This is a genomic window from Streptomyces sp. 3211.6, assembly GCF_003634815.1.
Lineage (GTDB): Bacteria > Actinomycetota > Actinomycetes > Streptomycetales > Streptomycetaceae > Streptomyces > Streptomyces katrae_A.
Genome location: NZ_RBXC01000001.1, coordinates 6,010,380 through 6,028,416, shown reverse-complemented (window position 1 = coordinate 6,028,416; position 18,037 = coordinate 6,010,380). Strand labels below are relative to the sequence as shown.

The 18,037-nt window shown below is 73.0% G+C and carries 15 protein-coding genes; 1 reads left to right on the top strand and 14 read right to left on the bottom strand.

All coding sequences use genetic code 11. The annotated features are described in order from the left end of the window. Positions 1-48: 48 nt before the first annotated feature. The 14 genes from BX286_RS27815 to BX286_RS27750 form a co-directional block, all read right to left on the bottom strand. Positions 49-1,071 carry an ABC transporter ATP-binding protein gene (locus tag BX286_RS27815; RefSeq protein ID WP_079430255.1) on the bottom strand — a complete coding sequence of 341 codons (1,023 nt, stop codon included), beginning with the start codon at positions 1,069-1,071 and terminating at the stop codon, positions 49-51. Further along, entirely contained in the window at positions 1,068-2,111 is a 1,044-nt protein-coding gene (locus BX286_RS27810) for an ABC transporter ATP-binding protein (protein ID WP_121016608.1), read from the bottom strand. The genes BX286_RS27815 and BX286_RS27810 overlap by 4 nt, the downstream gene beginning before the upstream one ends. Then, positions 2,111-3,097 (bottom strand): ABC transporter permease, encoded by a 987-nt coding sequence (locus tag BX286_RS27805; RefSeq protein ID WP_079430253.1) that lies wholly within the window; start codon positions 3,095-3,097, stop codon positions 2,111-2,113. The genes BX286_RS27810 and BX286_RS27805 overlap by 1 nt, the downstream gene beginning before the upstream one ends. Next, on the bottom strand, positions 3,094-4,062 hold the full coding sequence (locus BX286_RS27800; RefSeq protein ID WP_079430252.1) for an ABC transporter permease: 969 nt from the start codon (positions 4,060-4,062) through the stop codon (positions 3,094-3,096). Before BX286_RS27800 ends, BX286_RS27805 begins: the two co-directional genes overlap by 4 nt. A gap of 23 nt (positions 4,063-4,085) precedes the next feature. Then, on the bottom strand, positions 4,086-5,828 hold the full coding sequence (locus BX286_RS27795) for an ABC transporter substrate-binding protein (RefSeq protein WP_121016606.1): 1,743 nt from the start codon (positions 5,826-5,828) through the stop codon (positions 4,086-4,088). A 211-nt stretch (positions 5,829-6,039) separates the two neighbouring features. After that, positions 6,040-6,750, bottom strand: a complete 711-nt coding sequence (locus tag BX286_RS27790; RefSeq protein ID WP_079430250.1) for a GntR family transcriptional regulator — start codon at positions 6,748-6,750, stop codon at positions 6,040-6,042. Between the two features lie 56 nt (positions 6,751-6,806). Then, positions 6,807-7,757 (bottom strand): ornithine cyclodeaminase family protein, encoded by a 951-nt coding sequence (locus BX286_RS27785; RefSeq protein WP_261993522.1) that lies wholly within the window; start codon positions 7,755-7,757, stop codon positions 6,807-6,809. Further along, the gene (locus tag BX286_RS27780) at positions 7,754-8,773 is read right to left on the bottom strand and encodes a proline racemase family protein (protein ID WP_187344204.1); all 1,020 of its coding nucleotides are present in this window, start codon (positions 8,771-8,773) and stop codon (positions 7,754-7,756) included. Before BX286_RS27780 ends, BX286_RS27785 begins: the two co-directional genes overlap by 4 nt. After that, positions 8,770-9,774, bottom strand: coding sequence for a proline racemase family protein (locus BX286_RS27775; protein WP_079430249.1), 1,005 nt, complete (start codon positions 9,772-9,774; stop codon positions 8,770-8,772). Before BX286_RS27775 ends, BX286_RS27780 begins: the two co-directional genes overlap by 4 nt. Before the next feature lie 57 nt (positions 9,775-9,831). Continuing rightward, positions 9,832-10,770, bottom strand: a complete 939-nt coding sequence (locus BX286_RS27770; RefSeq protein ID WP_079430248.1) for a dihydrodipicolinate synthase family protein — start codon at positions 10,768-10,770, stop codon at positions 9,832-9,834. A 120-nt stretch (positions 10,771-10,890) separates the two neighbouring features. After that, complete coding sequence (locus tag BX286_RS27765) at positions 10,891-12,330, bottom strand: NAD(P)/FAD-dependent oxidoreductase (RefSeq protein WP_079430247.1); 1,440 nt, start codon at positions 12,328-12,330, stop codon at positions 10,891-10,893. Further along, positions 12,311-12,622, bottom strand: coding sequence for a (2Fe-2S)-binding protein (locus BX286_RS27760; RefSeq protein WP_079430246.1), 312 nt, complete (start codon positions 12,620-12,622; stop codon positions 12,311-12,313). The genes BX286_RS27765 and BX286_RS27760 overlap by 20 nt, the downstream gene beginning before the upstream one ends. A 265-nt stretch (positions 12,623-12,887) precedes the next feature. Continuing rightward, a complete protein-coding gene (locus tag BX286_RS27755) occupies positions 12,888-14,003 on the bottom strand; it encodes an FAD-binding oxidoreductase (RefSeq protein ID WP_100862666.1) in 1,116 nt (371 codons plus the stop codon). A gap of 91 nt (positions 14,004-14,094) precedes the next feature. After that, positions 14,095-16,482 carry a collagenase gene (locus tag BX286_RS27750; protein ID WP_079430244.1) on the bottom strand — a complete coding sequence of 796 codons (2,388 nt, stop codon included), beginning with the start codon at positions 16,480-16,482 and terminating at the stop codon, positions 14,095-14,097. Between the two features lie 172 nt (positions 16,483-16,654). Between BX286_RS27750 and BX286_RS27745 the strand changes: the two genes are divergently transcribed. Beyond that, positions 16,655-18,028, top strand: coding sequence for an aminopeptidase P family protein (locus BX286_RS27745; protein WP_079430243.1), 1,374 nt, complete (start codon positions 16,655-16,657; stop codon positions 18,026-18,028). Positions 18,029-18,037: the final 9 nt, after the last annotated feature.

The following is an 18,037-nucleotide window of genomic DNA, read 5'->3' as shown; positions in this document are numbered from 1 at the left end:
CGTGGACGCCATCGTCCCCGGGGCCCTCCCTTCTTCCCGTGATCCCCGTCAGTCACCCGGGAAGTGACAGGCCACCTCTCGCGAGGCGGCGAGCTGCAGCAACGGCCGCTCGGTGCGGCAGATGTCCTGCGCCTTGGGGCAGCGCGGATGGAAGGTGCAGCCCGGGGGCGGGGCGGCCGGGCTCGGCGGGTCGCCGAGCAGCACGATCCGCTCGCGCCGCCGCTCTGCCGCCGGGTCGGGCAGCGGGACGGCGGACAGCAGCGCCCGGGTGTACGGGTGCTGCGGGTTCTCGTACAGGGACTTCTTGTCCCCGATCTCCACGATCCGGCCGAGGTACATGACCGCGACCCGGTCACTGACGCGCTTGACCACGGAGAGGTCGTGCGCGATGAACACGTAGGCCAGGCCGAGTTCGGCGCGCAGCCGTTCCATCAGGTTGACGATCTGCGCCTGGACCGAGACGTCCAGTGCGGAGACCGGCTCGTCGGCGATCACCAGCCGGGGGCTGGTGGCCAGCGAGCGGGCGATGCCGATGCGCTGGGCCTGGCCGCCGGAGAACTCGTGCGGGTAGCGGTCGATGTGTTCGGGGATCAGCCCGGTCAGCTCCATCAGCTCGGCGGCCCGCCGCCGGGCGTCGGCCGCGCTCCAGCCCTGGACCAGCAGCGGGTCGGAGATGATCCGGGCCACGGTCTGGCGGGGGTTGAGGGAGGAGTGCGGGTCCTGGAAGACCATCTGGATGTTCTTGCGCAGGGGCCGCAGGGCGCCCTGGGAGAGCCGGCTGATGTCGCGGCCCTCGAACTCGACGCTGCCGGAGGTGGGTTCCAGCAGCCGTACCAGCATCCGGCCGGTGGTGGACTTGCCGCAGCCGGACTCGCCGACGAGGCCGAGGGTCTGACCGGGCTCCAGGTCGAACGAGACCCCGTCGACGGCCCGCACCGGCGCCGAGCGGCGCCCGGTCAGGCTGCGTTTGCCGGGGAAGGTCATCGTCAGGTCGCGGACCCGCAGCAGCGGCGCGGACGGCGGGCCCTCCCGTTCGGCGGCGGGGTTAGGGCGGGTGGCCGGGGCCGTCATCGGGACACCTCCGGGGCAGGGGCGGCGGCAGCGGGCACCGCGCCGGCGAAGTGGCAGGCCGCCAGCCGGTCGGGGGAGCCGTACGGGCGCAGCTCGGGACGCTCGCCCGTGCAGCGGCCCGCGTCGTCGGCCGGGGCCGCGGCGGCGACCGCGCAGCGGGGGGCGAAGGCGCAGCCCGGGGCCGGGTGGAGCAGGGACGGCGGAGAGCCGGGGATGGACGGCAGGGGGAGGTCGTCGGCACTGTCGAGGCGGGGCAGCGAGTCGAGCAGGCCCCGGGTGTAGGGGTGGGCGGGATCGGCGAACAGGGCGTCGGCCGAGGCCTGTTCGGCGGCCCGGCCGCCGTACATGACCAGCACCTCGTGGGCGACCCGGGCCACCACCCCCAGGTCGTGGGTGATCATCACGACGCCGAGGCCGCGGTCCTGCTGGAGGCGGGCGATCAGCTCCAGGATCTGCGCCTGGACGGTGACGTCGAGGGCGGTGGTGGGCTCGTCGGCGATGAGCAGGTCGGGTTCGCAGGCCAGGGCCATGGCGATCATGGCCCGCTGGCGCATGCCGCCGGAGAACTGGTGCGGGTACTCCCCCGCCCGGCGGGCGGGTTCGGGGATGCCGACCTCGCCGAGCATGTCGACGGCCCGTTTGCGCGCGGCGGCCCGGCCGGCCCGGAAGTGGACCCGGAAGTGCTCGGCGATCTGCTCGCCGACGGTGTAGTAGGGGTGGAGGCTGGACAGCGGGTCCTGGAAGATCATGGCCACCTTGCGGCCGCGGACCTTGGCGAGCTCCTTATCGGGCAGCCCGGTGAGCTCCTGTCCGGCGAGCCTGACGGAGCCCTTCACCTCGGCGCCGGTCCGGTGCAGGCCCATGACGGCGAGGGAGGTGACGGACTTGCCGGAGCCGGACTCGCCGACGATGCCGAGGGTGCGTCCGGCCTCGACGGTGAAGCCGAGGGAGTCCACGGCCCGTACGGTGCCGCGCGGGGTGGAGAACGTGACGCTGAGGTCGCGCACTTCGAGGAGGGGTGCTGCGGGGGCGCTGGTCATCAGTACCTCACCCTCGGGTCGATGACGGCGTACAGGAGGTCGACGACGAGGTTCGCGACGACGATGAAGAAGGCGGCGAGCAAGGTGACCCCGAGGACCACGGGCTGGTCGGAGCTGACGAGCGCCCCGTAGAACAGCCTGCCGATGCCGGGGAGTCCGAAGATGGACTCGGTGATGACGGCTCCGGCGAGCAGGCCGCCGAGGTCCATGCCGAAGATGGTCAGGATCGGGGTCATCCCGGAGCGCAGCCCGTGCTTGACGACGACGGTCCGCTCGGGCATGCCCTTGGCACGGGCGGTGCGGATGTACGGCTCGGCCATCGCCTCGATCATCGAGCCGCGGCTCTGCCGTGCGTACATGGCGGCGTAGAGCAGGGCCAGCGCCGTCCAGGGCAGCAGCAGGTTGCCGGCCCAGCCGAGGGGGTCGGAGGTGAGCTCGTGGTAGCTGGGGTAGGGCAGCAGCCCGGCGATGCGGATCACCCCGTAGATGAGCATGACGGAGGTGAAGTAGACGGGCAGGGAGGCGGCGGCGACGGCGCCGACCATCAGGGCCTTGTCGGTGGCGGTGTCCTTGCGCAGGGCGGCGGTGACGCCGGCGCCCAGCCCGAGCAGCAGCCACAGGACGGCGGCGCCGAAGGCGAGGGAGGCGGAGACCGGCAGCCGGTCCATGAGCAGGTCCCAGACGGGCAGCGAGTTCTCGTAGGAGTAGCCCAGGCAGGGGAAGTCGCACTGGACGGCGTACTGGCCGGTGCCGAGGGTGCGGCCGGTGAAGATGCCGGTGAGGAAGTGGGTGAACTGTTCCCAGACGGGCTTGTCGAGGCCGAGGTATTCCCGTACGTCGGCGAGCCGTTCGGGGCTGCAGGTCTTGCCGCAGGCCGCGGCGGCCGGGTCGGTGGGCAGGACGTAGAAGATCAGGAAGGTGACGGCGGCGATGGCGAGGAGCACGCCGGCCAGGGCGAGCAGCCGGCGCAGGAGGTAGAGGATCAACTGCGGCCGCCCCTCGGGTCGAGGATGTCGCGCAGGGCGTCGCCGAGGAGGGTGAAGGCGAGGACCGCGAGGAAGAGGAAGACGCTCGGGATGACGAAGTACATCGGGTCGGTCTCGTAGAAGGCCACGGACTCGGCGATCATCTGGCCCCAGGAGGGGGTGGGCGGGCGGACGCCGACGCCGAGGTAGCTGAGGGCGGCCTCGGTGCTGATCATTCCGGGGATCAGCAGGGTGGTGTAGGCGATGACGGGGCCCGAGACGCCGGGGAGGATGTCGCGGGTCAGGATCCGCCAGGCACCGGATCCGCCGACGCGGGCGGCGTCGACGTACTCGCGGTGTTTGAGGGAGAGGGTCTGGCCGCGGACGACGCGGGCGACGCCGGGCCAGCCGAAGAGTCCGATGACGGAGGTCATCAGCACGATCCGGTTGACGTCCTTGGCCACCGACAGCATCGCGATCATGAAGATGAGGGAGGGGAAGGACATGGTGAGGTCCATGAGCCGGGACAGGACGGCGTCGGTGCGGCCGCCGAAGTAGCCGGCCGCGATGCCGGCGGCGGTGCCGGCGAGGACGACGATGGCGGTGGCGGCGAAGGCGATGAGCAGGGAGACCTGGGCGCCGTGGACGACGCGGGCGAACAGGTCGCGGCCGGTGACGGGTTCGACGCCGAGCCAGTGCTCGGGGCTGATCCCGCCGAAGGAGCCGAGCGGCTGGCCGCCGAGGTAGGGGTCGATGGCGGACTTGTCGAACTCCTCGGGGGACCAGCCGCCGAGCGCGCCCAGCCAGGGCGCGGTCAGGGCCATCAGGACGAAGAGGAGGACGACGCAGAGGCTGACGCGGACGGCCGGGCGGCGGCGCAGTTCCCGCCGGGCGAGCTGCCAGGGGCTGCTGCCCGGGGGGACGTCCTTGGCCGGCGCCCCGGCCGGGGCCGCCTCGGGGGCGGCGCCGGGTGCGGTGGTGGTCATGGTGTCTTCCGGTCCCGGATTCCTCAGCCCTGGCTCTTCGAGGGGTCCTTGAGGCCGACGGTCCCGTAGTCGACGGTGCCGGTCCACACGGGGTGGCCGTAGGCGCCGGCGATGTTGGGGCCGACGAGGAGCGGCTTGCGCTCCAGGAGGACCGGGATGGACGGGGCCTTCTTCATGACCTCGGCGTCGAGGTCGATCCAGGCCTGGTTGGCCTGCTTGGCGTCGGCCATGGCGTTGATCTCGTCGATCCGCTTCATGGTGGCGTCGTCGCGGAACTGGGAGTAGTTGCCCTGGTTGCCCTTGTCCTTGATGGTGCGTCCGTCGAAGACGAAGGGGAGCCAGGTGGAGCCGGAGGGGTAGTCGGGGCACCAGCCGGTGTAGGTCATGTCGGGGGTGGTGGAGAGGTCGCCGATGACGTCGTAGTAGGCGCCGGGGTCGACGGTGTCGATGACGACCTCGACGCCGGCCCGGGCCAGGCCCTGCTGAAGGGCCTCCGCCTTGGCCTTGTCGCCGGTGGAGACGGAGAGGGAGACCTTGAGGTGCTCCTTGCCGGCGGCCTTGAGCAGCTCCTTGGCCTTGGCGGGGTCGCCGGAGGCGGGGATCTTCAGGGTGTCGGCCTGCTTGCCGCCGGTGAGGGCGGGGGGCAGGTAGGCGGTGGCGACCTCGTTGAGGGCGGGGCCGCCGGCGGCGGTGATGACAGCGTCCTTGTCGACCGCGTACTGCATGGCCTCGCGGACCTTGGGGTCGTTGAAGGGGGGCCGGGAGTTGTTCAGGTGGAGCATGGTCGTACAGCCCTGGGACTCGGCGAGCAGACGGGCCTTCACGTCGGGCTTGGGCAGGACCTTCGGGGCGCTCTCGGGGCGCATGTTGAAGTACTCGATGGCGGAGGCGTCGGCGCCCTCGCCGGCGATCAGCCGGTCGTCGATCTGCCCGCCCTTGAGGCCCATGACGACGACGAACTTGTCCGGGTAGGCCTTGCGGACCGAGTCGGTCTTCTGGTCCCAGTGCTCGTTGCGGACCAGGACCAGCTTCTTGTCGCGCTCGTAGGACTCGATCTTGTACGGGCCGGAGGAGAACGGACGGGAGTCGTACTGGGTGCCCTTCTCCTGGGACTGCGGTACCGGGGCGAAGGTGGGCAGGGTGGCGGTCTGGGAGAACTCGGCGACGGGGCGCTTGAGTTCGAAGACGATCGTGCGGTCGTCGGGGGTCTTGACCGAGTCGAGGTGCTGCCCCTGGAGGGGGCCCTTGTAGCCCTCGGTGCCGGCCAGGTACTGGGCGGCGTAGTCGGGGCCGCCGGTGAGGTCGGGGGCGAAGGAGCGCTCGACGTTGTACTTGATGTCCTGGGCCTTGACCGGGCTGCCGTCCTCGTACTTCAGGCCCTCCTTGAGGGTGAAGGTCCAGGTGCGGCCGCCGTTGGAGGGGGTGCCGAGGTCGGTGGCCAGGTCGGGGACGAGCTCGCTGCCGCCCTTGCCGGGCTCGGCCTTGAAGGTGACGAGCGTGCGGTAGAGCAGGCGGGTGCCGAAGTCCATGGCCGGCATCACCCAGTTGCGGGCGGGGTCGAGGTGGGAGAAGTCCTGGTTGGACAGGACCGTGAGGGTACCGCCCTTCACCGGGGTGCCGCCGAGGGTCTTGCCCTCGTTGGCGGCGGCGGGGTTGGCACCGCCCTTCCCCTCGGAGCCCTTCTTGGGGTCGGAGCAGCCCGAGGCGCCGAGTGCGAGCGTCGCCACCAGGGCGGTGGCGAGGGCGAGTTTCGTGCGCTTGGTCATGGGTCACTCCAGAGAAGGGCCGCGCTTTAGGGTGTGACCGGTAACATAGTAATGTGAAATTGTACTGACAACCCTTTGTCGCCGCCGTTATCCAGCCGTGTCCAAAACCGTTGCACCACACGGGAGTTGGGCCGCACACCGGGGCCACGGCCGGAACACGGCGAAGCCGCCGGGCGGTTGCCCGGCGGCTTCGTGACACGAGGGGCGGCCCCTAGAGGCCGGAGCCGAGGCCGCCCTGCGGCCGGCCCACCGGTTCGTCGCGGCCCTGGGCCCACAGGGAGCGGACGTGGCCGAGGTGGCGGACCATGCACGCCTCCGCCGCCTCCGCGTCGCCGGACAGCATCAGATCCAGCAGCTCCAGGTGCTCCTCGGCGGAGGAGACCAGCTTGCCCGCCTCGTCCAGGCCCGTCAGCCCGTACAGCCGGGAACGCTTGCGCAGGTCGCCGACGGTCTCGACCAGGCGCTCGTTGCCGGCGAGGGCGAGCAGGCTGAGGTGGAAGCGGCGGTCCGCCTCCAGGTAGCCGATGAGGTTGTGCTCGCGGGCGCTGGTGACGATCTCCTCGGCGATCGGGCGCAGCGCCTCCAGCTGCTCGCGCGTGGCCGAGCGGGCGATCCGGCCGATGGTCGGCACCTCGATCATCGTGCGCAGCTCGGTGTACTGGTCGAGGTCGCGCTCGCTGACCTCGGTGATCCGGAAGCCCTTGTTGCGGACCGGCTCGACCAGGCCCTCACGGGCCAGGTCCAGCATGGCCTCGCGCACGGGCGTGGCCGACACGCCGAGCTCGGCGGCGAGGCCCGGCGCCGAGTAGACGCTGCCGGGGCGCAGCTCGCCCGCTATCAGCGCGGCACGCAGAGCGTGGCCGACCTGGTCGCGCAGCCGTTCCTGGGCCTTGATGAGACTGTGCTGCTTCAGGTCACCCATTGCTCTTCCTCCGAGACCCCGCACACCACCGACGTGCGGAGGAACAGCGTACAATGTCACGTTTCGCTGTTCGCTCCGGCCGCGTGGTAGATCGCCACCGCGACGGCAAGATCTTCCCAGGCCATGCCCACGCTCTTGAAGAGCTGTGGACAACTCTGCCGTCCTCCGGGGGAATTGCGTCCCGCGACCAGGTCGGCCAGGGTGGCGCTGATATGACCGGGACCGATCGCCCCCTCGGCCTCCGGGATCAGCAGGTCCCCCGCCTCGCGCAGCGCCGCCGCCCGTGACTCCACGTACACCGCCGCGCGTCGCACGAGGGCGGTGTCCGTCTCCCGGGCGTCCGGCTCGTGCGAGCCGACGGCGACCACCACCGCCCCCGGGGCCACCAGCCGCCCGTCGAAGAGCGGCGCACGGGCGGTGGTGCAGCACAGCACCAGGTCCGCGCCCGCCACGTCATCGGGCGTCCCGGTACGGGCCGGGACGCCCCGGGCCCGCGCGTGCGCGGCCAGTTCCCCGGCGCGCCCGGGGTCGCGGGCCACGACCACCGCCTCCGCGAGCTCCCGCAGCTCCAGGACCGCTTCGAGGTGCCCGTACGCCTGCGGGCCCGCGCCGAAGACCACCAGCCGCAGCGGGCGGCCCGGCGCGGTGAGGTACCGCAGGGCCAGGGCGGAGACCGCCGGGGTGCGCAGGGCGGTCAGGGCCGCACCGTCGAGGAGGGCCAGCGGGCGCAGGGTGGGGCCGTCCAGGAGCAGGTAGCTGCCGGTGATCCGGGGCAGCCCGCGCGCCGGGTTGCCCGGGGCCACCCCGGCGACCTTCACCCCGGCGTAGGCGCCCGACGCGGCCGGCATGAGCAGGAGTTCGCCGCCGGGCGCGGCCACGCTGGTGCGCTGCGGGCAGGCCTCCGGGTCCAGCCCGGAGCGCAGGGCGCCGGCCAGGGCGTCGGCCGCCTGCGCGGTGGTGAGCAGGCCCGCCGTCCGTGCGGCGTCCAGCTGGAGGAGGCCCGTCACAGCAGGAAACCCGCGCCGAGGGCGTCGTACGGGTCGGCGGTGAAGGCGTGCTCCCCCGTGCGGTAGGCGGTGCCGGTGACCTCGGTGACCCCGCCCTGGAGGATCCGGCCGGTGAACACCGTGCCCGTCACCGACTCGTGCAGCAGGTCCTCCCCCGCCCCCAGCCGGCCGTCCTCCGCGAGCAGGGCGAGCCGGGCGGAGGTGCCGGAGCCGCAGGGCGAGCGGTCGATCTGTCCGTCGGCGAAGACGGTGACGTTGCGCTGGTGCGGGCCGAAGGGGGTGTCGGGCAGCTCCTCGAAGAGCACCACCCCGTAGACGCCGGAGAGGAGCGGGCCGTCCGGGTGCCAGGTCGCCGGGTGGGTGGCGAGGGCGGCGCGGATCTCCCGTCCGGCGCGGACCAGTTCGGGCAGGGCGGCGCGGGTCACCTCCAGGCCGAGGTCGCGGGCGCGGACCGAGGCGTAGCAGGCCCCGGCGTGGGCGATGTCCACCTCGGCGATGCCCAGGGTGGTGGCCACGGGGACCTTCCGGGCACCCACCCGGGCCGGGACGTTGCGGAAGGTGACCCCGCTGGTGCGGCCCTGGGCCCGGTGGACGGTGGCGCAGACCCGGCCGGAGGGCACGTCGATCCGTACCTGGACGTCCCCCTCGTCGGGGGCCGCGACCCGTCCGGAGTCCACGGCCCAGGCCCCCAGGGCCATGGTGCCGTGGCCGCAGGCGGTGGAGTAGCCGTCCTTGTGCCAGAACAGCACCCCGAAGTGGGCCCCGTCGTCGTCCGGCGGCACCACGAACCCCCCGTACATGCCGGCGTGCCCGCGCGGCTCCTGGACCAGCAGGCGCCGTACCTCGTCCAGCGGGCCGCGCCGGGGCGCGGTGCCGGAGCCGCCGGGGCCGATGGCGGTGGCGCAGCGCTCGGCGACGGTGTCGCCGGGGACGGGGGGCAGGCCCTCCGCCACGATCCGGAAGGGCTCGCCGGCGGTGTGGTAGTCCACCGTGCGGACGGTGGTCGGGGCGGTCACAGGAGGAACCCTCCCGGGAAGGGGTCGGACGGGTCGAGGAAGTACTGGGCGGTGCCGGTGATCCAGGCCCGGCCGGTGACCGTGGGCACGACGGCCGGGCGCCCGCCGACGGTGGTCCGGGCGGTCAGGCGGCCGGTGAACTCGGTGCCGATGAAGGACTCGTTGACGAAGTCGGTGTCCAGCGGCAGCAGGCCCCGCGCGTGCAGCTGGGCCATGCGCGCGCTGGTCCCCGTACCGCAGGGCGAGCGGTCGAACCAGCCGGGGTGGATGGCCATGGCGTGCCGGGAGCGGCGGGCGTCGGAGCCGGGGGCGGCGAGGTAGACGTGCTTGACGCCGGAGATGGAGGGGTTCTCGGGGTGGACGGGCCGGTCCGGGGAGGCGTTGACCGCGTCCATGACCGCCAGTCCGGCGGCGATCAGGTCGTCCTTGCGGGCCCGGTCGAAGGGCAGGCCGAGGGCGTCCAGTTCGACGAAGGCGTAGAAGTTGCCGCCGTAGGCCAGGTCGTAGGTGACCTGGCCGAAGCCGGGGACCTCGGCCTTCAGGTCGAGGCCGACGCTGAAGGAGGGGACGTTGGTGAGGGTGACGGCGGTGGCGGCGCCGTCCTCCACGTGTACGTCCACGCTCACCAGCCCGGCCGGGGTGTCGAGCCGCACCGTGGTGACCGGCTCGACGACCGGGACCATGCCGGTCTCGACCAGGACGGTGGCCACCCCGATGGTGCCGTGCCCGCACATGGGCAGCAGGCCCGACACCTCGATGTACAGCACGCCGAAGTCGGCGTCGGGCCGGGTGGGCGGCTGGAGGATGGCACCGCTCATCGCCGCGTGGCCGCGCGGCTCGTACATGAGCAGCGTACGGACGTGGTCCATGTGCTCGATGAAGTGGAGCCGCTTCTCCGCCATGGTGGCACCGGGGATCACCCCGACTCCCCCGGTGATCACCCGGGTCGGCATGCCCTCGGTGTGGGAGTCCACCGCGTGGTAGACGTGGCGTGTGCGCATCAGGTCGCCCCTCCGGCCGGTCGCTGGTTCGTGCTGGGTGGCTGGGTAGCCGGGTGACTAGTTGAGGCCCTCGGCGAGGGCCTTCTCGGTGGCGGCGCGCACGGCGGCCTCGGTCTCCCCGGTGAGCGGGAAGCGCGGGGGCCGGGTGGCACCGCCGGGGCGGCCGGCCAGGTCCATGGAGAGCTTGATGGCCTGGACGAACTCGGTCTTGGAGTCCCAGCGCAGCAGGGAGTGCAGGGACTTGTAGAGCGGCACGGCGGTGGCGGTGTCGCCCGCGACGGCGGCCCGGTAGAGGGCGGCGCAGGAGCGCGGCAGGGCGTTGGGGTAGCCGGCGATCCAGCCGACGGCTCCGGCCAGGGCCAGTTCGAGGAGGACGTCGTCGGCGCCGATGAGCAGGTCCAGGCCCGGGGCGAGTTCGGCGATCTCGTAGGCGCGGCGGACGTCCCCGCTGAACTCCTTGACGGCGACGATGCTGCCGTCGGCGTGCAGGCGGGCGAGGAGCGAGGGGGTCAGGTCCACCTTGGTGTCGTACGGGTTGTTGTACGCGACCACCGGAAGGCCCGCGCGGGCCACCTCGGCGTAGTGGGCGCGGACGGTCTCCTCGTCGGCGCGGAAGGCGTTGGGGGGCAGGAGCAGGACGGAGCCGGCGCCGGCCTCGGCGGCCTGGTCGGCCCAGCGGCGGGCCTCGGCGCTGCCGTACGCCGCCACGCCGGGCATGACGCGGGCGCCGTCGCCGGCGGCCTCGACGGCGGTACGGACCACGCGGGCGCGCTCCTCGCCGGTGAGGGTCTGGTACTCGCCGAGGGAGCCGTTGGGCACGACGCCGTCGCAGCCGTTGGCGATCAGCCAGGCCACGTGTTCGGCGTAGGCGTCGTAGTCGACGGACAGGTCCTCGCGCAGGGGCAGGCAGGTGGCGACCATGATGCCGTGCCAGGGGCGGGTACGGGTGTCGGCGGCGGTGTCGGCGGAGGGCGCGGGGGTGGGCGCGTCGGTCATGGAAGGACTCCCTAGTGTGGTGTGTGACATTTTACTAGTGGGTGTGGATCGGCCACAAGAGGCCGGTCAGGGGTTGGTGAAGGGAAGTTGACGGAGGGAAGCCGGCGGGGCGCGGGCCTTTCACGGACCCGGCGGAGCCGGCTCCGTCGGGGGCAGTGCGGCCAGGTGGCGCAGCGGGACCGGGCAGGAGAACGGGCGCCGGTCCGGGGCGGGAGCCTCGCCGGCCAGGGCGGCCACCGCGGGGCCGCACATCCGGCCCTGGCACCAGCCCATCCCGGCCCGGGTGAGGAGTTTGACCGTACGGGCGTCCCGCGCCCCCAGCTCCTCGGCCGCCTCGCGGATCCGGCCGGCCGGGACCTCCTCGCAACGGCACACGTCGGTCTCCTCGCGCAGCCAGTCGGTCCACCCGGAACCGGGGCGGTGCGCGGCGGCCATCGCTGCGGCGAAGGCGCGCAGCCGGGCGCGGCGGCGGGTCAGGGCGGCGGGGACCGGCCGGCCGGCGATCGCGTGGGCGGCGATCTCTCCCTCGGTCAGGGCCAGTTGGGCCCCGCCGATGCCGCCGGTCTCACCGGCCGACGAGATGCCCGGGACGGAGGTGCGCTGGGCGGCGTCCAGTTCCAGGGCCACCGTGCCGTCGGGGGCCTGGAGGGTGGCGCAGCCGAGGCCGGTGGCCAGCTCCAGCTGGGGCACCAGGCCGTGGCCCACGGCGAGGGCGTCGCACGGGATCCGGCGGGCGGTGCCCGGCAGCGGGCGCCAGTCCTTGTCGAGGCGGGCGATGGTGACGGCCTCGACGCGGGTGGTGCCGTGCGCCTCGGTGACGGCGTGCCGGGTGAGCAGGCGGATGCCGTGGCGCAGCAGGGCTCCGCCGTACGTGGCGCCTTCGGCGAGTTTGGCCGGGTTGCGCAGCAGGGCGGGGGTCTGGGGGGCGTACGCCGTGTACGAGGCGGCCTCCACGACGGCCGGGACGGTGGCTCCGGCGGCGGCGAGGGAGCCGGCCACGGCGAGCAGGAGCGGGCCGCTGCCGGCCACCACGACACGGCGGCCGGGCAGGACGAGGTTGTTCTTCAGCATGGCCTGGGCCCCGCCGGCCCCGACCACGCCGGGCAGGGTCCAGCCGGGGAAGGGGAGCTGGCGTTCGTAGGCGCCGGTGGCGAGCAGGACGCGACGGGTGCGGAGGGTCGTCGGGGTCTCGTCGGGGGCGTGGCCGGCGACCGCGTGGAGGGTCCAGGTGCCGGGCTCGTCGGCCGGGACCACCGTCCACACGTGGTGCCGGGGGAGGTAGGTGATCCGGCCCGCGGCCTCGTGGGCGCGCAGGGCCGCCTCGCGGGTGGTGAAGGCCCGCCAGTCGTGGTGCAGGGCCTCGGGGCGGGTGGCGCCGAGGGAGGCGGCCGGGTGGCGGTAGTACTGGCCGCCGGGGCGTTCCGCGGTGTCGAGGAGGGTGACGCGCAGGCCGAGCCGCGCGGCGGTGACGGCTGCGGCGAGGCCGGCGGGGCCGGCGCCGATGACCGCCAGGTCGGTGGTCGCCGTGAGGGCGGCGGGGTCAGACGGCGAGGTCGGCATGGCCGGTGCCCTCCTGGGTGGTGACGGTGTCTCCGGGGCGGGCCGGGACGAGGCAGGCGCGCTGGTTGGGGCGGCCGTTGACGGTGACGAGGCAGTCGTAGCAGGAGCCGATGCCGCAGAAGGCGCCGCGGGGGGTGCCGCCCTGGCGGGTGCTGCGCCAGGCCAGGATCCCGGCCGCCCAGAGGACGGCTGCGACGGTCTGGCCCTCCTGGGCGGGCAGTTCACGGCCGTCGAACGCGATGGGGTACGTGGCCGCCGGGCTGCCGCCGACCAGCTCGCGGGGGCTGCGCATCAGGGGGCTCCTCGGGGGGTGGGGTGTTCGGGTGTGCGGTTGCCCTGGCCGGGCGTTGGGGGGGTTGGGAGGGGTCGGTGCCTTTGCCCTGGCCGGGCGTTGGGGGGTGGCCGGGGTCGGTGCCGGGGTGGGGTGTCGTCCGGGGCGGGCTTCGATGTTCGGCGCTCCGAGCCGGATCACTGCTGTGGGTCGGTACAGGGCGCCGAAGTCATCTCGTTTCAGCCCCGGACGACACCCCACCCCGTCCCCGCCCCCGGCCTCGGCGTCACGGGGCGAAGCGGTCCGGCCGGTAGGGGGTCAGCGGGAGCGGTGGGTCCGTTCGTGTCAGGGCCGCCGCGATCAGCCGGCCCGTTGCCGGGGCCAGGCCGATGCCCGCGCCCTCGTGGCCGCAGGCGTGGAGGAGGCCCGGGACCCGGGAGTCCGGCCCGATGGCCGGAAGGTGGTCCGGCAGGTAGGGGCGGAAGCCGTGGTAGGTGCGCATCACGCGGACGTCCGCCAGGACCGGGAAGAGGGCGGCGGCCTGGGCGGCCAGCCGGCGCAGGGCGTCGGTGGAGAGGGTGCGGTCGAAACCGACCCGTTCGCGGGTGGCGCCGATCAGGACCGGGCCCGAGGGGGTGCCCTCGACCACCGCGGAGGACTGGAGGGACGCCGAGTCGCTGGCCACGTCCGCGATGTAGTCCGCCGCGTAGACCTTGTGGCGGATGAGCCGGGGAAGGGGTTCCGTCACCAGGACGAAGCCCCGGCGGGGGAGGACGGGGAGGGTGGTTCCCGCGAGTTCGGCGATCCGGCCCGCCCAGGTCCCCGCCGCGTTGACGACCGCGGGCGCGTGGAGGGTACGGCGTGCGGTGCGCACCCCCTGGACGGTGCCCGCCTTCAGGAGGAGTCCGGTGACCTCTTCGTTCAGGTACACCGTGGCGCCCGAGGCCTTCAGGAGGTGGGCCGCCGCCAGGGCCGGCTGGACCTGGGCGTCCTGGGGGTAGTGGAAGCCGCCCGCCAGGCCCGGGGCCAGGTGGGGTTCCAGGTCGTGCAGGGTCGCGACCTCGTTGGCGACGACCCCCGCGGCGCGCTGGCCCTCGGCGAAGTGGCGCAGGGCCTTGAGGGTGGTCTCGTCGGGGGCCACCACGAGGCCGCCCTTGGGCTCGTACTCGACGGCCCGGGGCAGTTCGGCGGACAGCTCCTGCCAGAGGCGGGTGGAGAGGAGGGCCAGGTCGAGCTCCGGCCCCGCCTCCTTGTCGGAGACGAGCAGGTTGCCCTCGCCCGCGCCGGTGGTGCCGCCTGCCACGGGGCCCCGGTCCACCACTGCCACGGAGAGACCGGAGCGGCTCGCGTAGTACGCGCACGCGGCTCCGACGACGCCGGCGCCAATGATCACGACGTCCATGTCAGTAATATGTCACATTCTTTTGATGGTGCCTAGGGTGGCCCGGGCCGGTTCCGCCCCCCATGGAATCGGAACCGGCCCGGGCGCGCGGTCAGCTGCGGAGGGGGCCCTCACAGCTGTAGGAGGAGGTGCCCGCCGCCTTGCTGCTCCAGATCTCCACCGGCCCGAAGGAACAGTTCATGTCGGCCAGGTTGTTGGAGGCCGCGCCGGCCCGGTCGAGGATGAAGTAGTCGACCGTCTCGGACATGTCCTTGAAGTTCTGGTCGTCGCTGCGCCAGTTCTTCAGGTTCGCGGTGATCCGGCCCGTACAGGTGAAGCGGCGCTTGCCGGGGTCGCCGTTCTCCACGCAGTCCGGCGTGTTGTACGTCGCCGACGCGAAGGAGGACTTCACCGACGCGAGCGCGGAGTCCCGCAGCTGGTCGTTGGCCGTGAAGGTGGTGTTCGGGACGTAGAGCTGGTCCACCTTGGCGATCTGGGCGTCCAGGAAGCGGTTGTAGTCGCGCTGGAGGTAGGTGTCCGCGCCCATGCGGTTGCGCCAGGCGTCGAAGCCGGCGACGTCGTTGGCGCGCAGGTAGCCGTACATCTCCCGCAGCAGGGAGGGCTTCTCGGTCCACAGGAACTCGAAGAACGTGCCCGCGTAGTTGTAGAAGCGGAAGCCGTCGCCGTCGTAGGTGGCGTGCAGGAGCTGGTCGATGCTCATGCGCGGGCCGCCGCCGGAGGTGTCGCTGATGATGCCCCTGACCAGGGACTTGCGGACGGCGATGCCGTTGTCGCGGGTGGAGCCGTCGAAGAACTCGGCGGTGCCCTCGTCCATGGCGGTGGTGCGGTCGCCCTGGTACCAGTCGCCCTGGCCGAAGAAGCCGGGGACGGCGAAGCGGCCGTTGAGGTAGTGCGTGTACTCGTGGCGGAAGAGCTCTTCCAGGGTGAGGGAGGAGTCCTGGGGGACGCGGCGCTGGTAGGTGTAGAAGGTGGCGCCGTTCTCGATGTAGATGCCGCCGTTGTTGGTGCCGTACCCGGTCAGGATCGGCTGGTAGTTCACGTAGTCCGCGCGGGAGGCGTAGAGCACGATGTTCAGCGTGGTGTTGGGGTCGCCGGCGAGCGGCTGGTCGGTGCCCAGGACACGGTGGAACTGGGTCTTGACCTGCTTGCTCGCGTAGTAGAGCTGGTCGACGGTGGCCCGGTCGAGGGCCGTGCGGACCTTGATGCCGCCGTTGTCGTAGGTGTAGGTGTACGGGAAGAGCTGCTTCTCGATGTCCTCCTTGCACACCCCGTACGGCTTGCACGCCTCGTAGAAGTTGAGCCAGGAGACCAGCTTGGCCCACTGCTCGCTGCTGTTGCCCCAGGTGGACTTGACCGGTTCGAGGAGGGCGCCGAGGTCGGCCGTGATCTGGTCCTTGAGGCCGTCGACCTGGCCGAAGCGGCCGTACTCGCCGAGGGCGTCGCGGGCGGCCCAGGCGTTGGCGCCGCCCTTGAGGTGGCCGTAGCCGGCGAAGGCCTTGAAGAGGGCGCGGTAGGCGGGGTCGGCCTTGACCGCGGCCTGGAAGGCGGCGTCGTTGTTGCCCGGGTAGACGCCCAGGTAGTTGACGGAGAGGGCCGCGAGGGCGGCGCCGCCCCAGGAGGCGTCCTGGTTGGTGGCCGGGTGGGAGGCGTCCAGGGTGGCCAGGACCTTCTTGATCAGGCCGAGCTGGTGCTGGCGCAGGCCGGGCGCGCTGCCCGCGTAGAGGGCCTCGCGCAGGGTGCGGGCGTTGGAGGCCGTGACGTCGAAGGTGTGGGCGGCGCCCGCGAAGTCGGCGATGGCCTGGCGCATGGCGTCGACGGTGGGGGCGTCGGTGACGTCGATCTCGGTGCGCGAGTAGTCGTGGTACACCACGGCGTGCAGGTAGGTGAACATCTCCTCCAGGTGGGAGGAGTCACGTCCGTCGTGGGCGGCGGACAGGCTGGATATCCGGCGGGAGACGGCCTGGACGTGGGCGTCGGACATGACGGGCGCGAGGCGCGCGTCCCAGGTCCATATGAGGTTGCGCAGGCAGCCGTCGGCGGTGACGGCCGGGTCGCCGAGGAAGTCGGCGAACTGCTCCGGGCTGAGCTTGGTGATCCCGTCAAGGGTGCAGGGGACGCCCGCGGCGACGCTCTTGGCGGTGGGCGCGGCCTGGGCGGTGGCCGCCTTGCGGCTCTTGTCGGCCCCGGGGGCCGCGTCGGCGGCGCCGGGAATCCGGTTGTCGGCGACGGACTTGCCGCCGGGTGCCGGGGCGGGGGCCGGGGCGAGCTGCTTGGCGTCGGCGAGGCGGTCGACCTCGTCGAAGGGGTTCGGCGCGGCGGCCGGACCGGCGGCGAAGGCGGCGGGCGCCGACGCGGCGGGTACGGCGGCGGGGGTGCCCCGCTCGGCGGCCTGGGTCACTGCCTGGCCCGCGGTGGCGAGGAGGGTGACCGTGACGGCGGCGGAGAGGAGAGACGTACGCACAGCTCTGTGCTGGGACACCTTGAGGCTCCTGTGGGAAGGGAGGTGGGGGTAGTGGTGCGTGAACTGCCCTGCTTCACACGGCGTTTGACGGGGATTAACGTGCCGCGGTGTGAGCTGTAACATAGTAATGTGAAATTGCACTGGCAACCCCTGTGCGCCCATCAGTTCAGCCCTTCTCGAGGGAGCCTCAGTGACCGACACCCCCTCCCGCCTGAACACCGGCAGCCATGACCTCCCGGTATCCGCAGAGTTGTCCCGCTTCATGGCGGGGAACTGGGCGCCCTCGCCCCTGCCGGCCGGCTCCCGGGTGACCGCGTACGAGGTCACCCCCGCCCGGCGCGCCCGGCTCTCCGCCCGCTTCCCCGGCGAGCGGCTGATCGTCCCGGCCGGCGAGCTGAGGGTCCGCTCCAACGACAGCGACTTCCGCTTCCGTCCGCACAGCGCGTACGCCTGGCTCACCGGGCTGACGGGCGAGGACCAGGTGGGCCACGTCCTGGTCCTGGAGCCCGCCGGGGCGCACGGCCACGAGCCCGTCCTCTACCTGCGCCCCCGCTCCGACCGCTCCGACGGCACCGAGGAGTTCTACCGGGACCGGCGCTACGGCGAGTTCTGGGTGGGCCGCCGCCCCGACCTCGCCGAGGCCGAGCGGCTGACCGGCCTGCGCTGCGCCCACCTCGACGCGCTCGGCGCCCCCACGGGACGCAACGCCGCCACCGACCCGGCGCTGGCCTCCGCCCTGTCGGAGCTGCGGCTCGTCAAGGACGCCTGGGAGGTCGACCAGCTCCAGCTCGCCGTCGACCACACCACCGCAGGGTTCGAGGACGTCGTACGGGCCCTGCCCGCCGCCCTCGACCACCCGCGTGGCGAGCGCTGGATCGAGGGCGTCTTCAACCTGCGGGCCCGCGCCGAGGGCAACGGCCTCGGCTACGAGACCATCGCCGCCTCAGGCGCGCACGCCTGCGTGCTGCACTGGATCCGCAACGACGGCCGCCTGAACCGCGACGAACTGCTGCTGCTGGACGGGGGCGTGGAGACCGACAGCCTCTACACCGCCGACATCACCCGCACCCTGCCGCTGTCCGGACGCTTCTCCCCCGTGCAGAAGCAGGTCTACGAGCTGGTGCTCGCCGCTCAGGAGGCCGGCATCGCCGCGCTCCGGCCCGGCGCGAGCTTCCGCGACTTCCACCGGGCCGGGATGCGCGTCATCGCCGAGGGTCTCGCCGAGTGGGGCGTGCTCAAGGACGCCGAGGGCGACCTGCACCGGCGCTACACCCTGTGCAGCAGCGGCCACATGCTCGGCCTCGACGTCCACGACTGCGCCCAGGCGCGCGCCGGCACCTACCTGGACGGCGTGCTGGAGGAGGGCCAGGTCCTCACGGTCGAGCCGGGCCTCTACCTCCAGCCGGACGACGAGACCCTCCCCGTCGAACTGCGCGGCATGGGCGTGCGCATCGAGGACGACCTGGTCATCACCTCCGACGGGGCCCGCCTGATGTCCGGCGCCCTGCCGCGCACGGTCGCCGGCATCGAGGAGTGGATGGGCACCCTCCTGGACGCCCGCTGACGCTGCCCG

Excerpts from the sequence above, each read along its gene's own strand:
- BX286_RS27815 (WP_079430255.1), bottom strand. The coding sequence starts at position 1,071 with ATGACGGCCCCGGCCACCCGCCCTAACCCCGCCGCCGAACGGGAGGGC.
- BX286_RS27810 (WP_121016608.1), bottom strand. The coding sequence starts at position 2,111 with ATGACCAGCGCCCCCGCAGCACCCCTCCTCGAAGTGCGCGACCTCAGC.
- BX286_RS27800 (WP_079430252.1), bottom strand. The coding sequence starts at position 4,062 with ATGACCACCACCGCACCCGGCGCCGCCCCCGAGGCGGCCCCGGCCGGG.
- BX286_RS27795 (WP_121016606.1), bottom strand. The coding sequence starts at position 5,828 with ATGACCAAGCGCACGAAACTCGCCCTCGCCACCGCCCTGGTGGCGACG.
- BX286_RS27790 (WP_079430250.1), bottom strand. The coding sequence starts at position 6,750 with ATGGGTGACCTGAAGCAGCACAGTCTCATCAAGGCCCAGGAACGGCTG.
- BX286_RS27775 (WP_079430249.1), bottom strand. The coding sequence starts at position 9,774 with ATGCGCACACGCCACGTCTACCACGCGGTGGACTCCCACACCGAGGGC.
- BX286_RS27770 (WP_079430248.1), bottom strand. The coding sequence starts at position 10,770 with ATGACCGACGCGCCCACCCCCGCGCCCTCCGCCGACACCGCCGCCGAC.
- BX286_RS27765 (WP_079430247.1), bottom strand. The coding sequence starts at position 12,330 with ATGCCGACCTCGCCGTCTGACCCCGCCGCCCTCACGGCGACCACCGAC.
- BX286_RS27760 (WP_079430246.1), bottom strand. The coding sequence starts at position 12,622 with ATGCGCAGCCCCCGCGAGCTGGTCGGCGGCAGCCCGGCGGCCACGTAC.
- BX286_RS27755 (WP_100862666.1), bottom strand. The coding sequence starts at position 14,003 with ATGGACGTCGTGATCATTGGCGCCGGCGTCGTCGGAGCCGCGTGCGCG.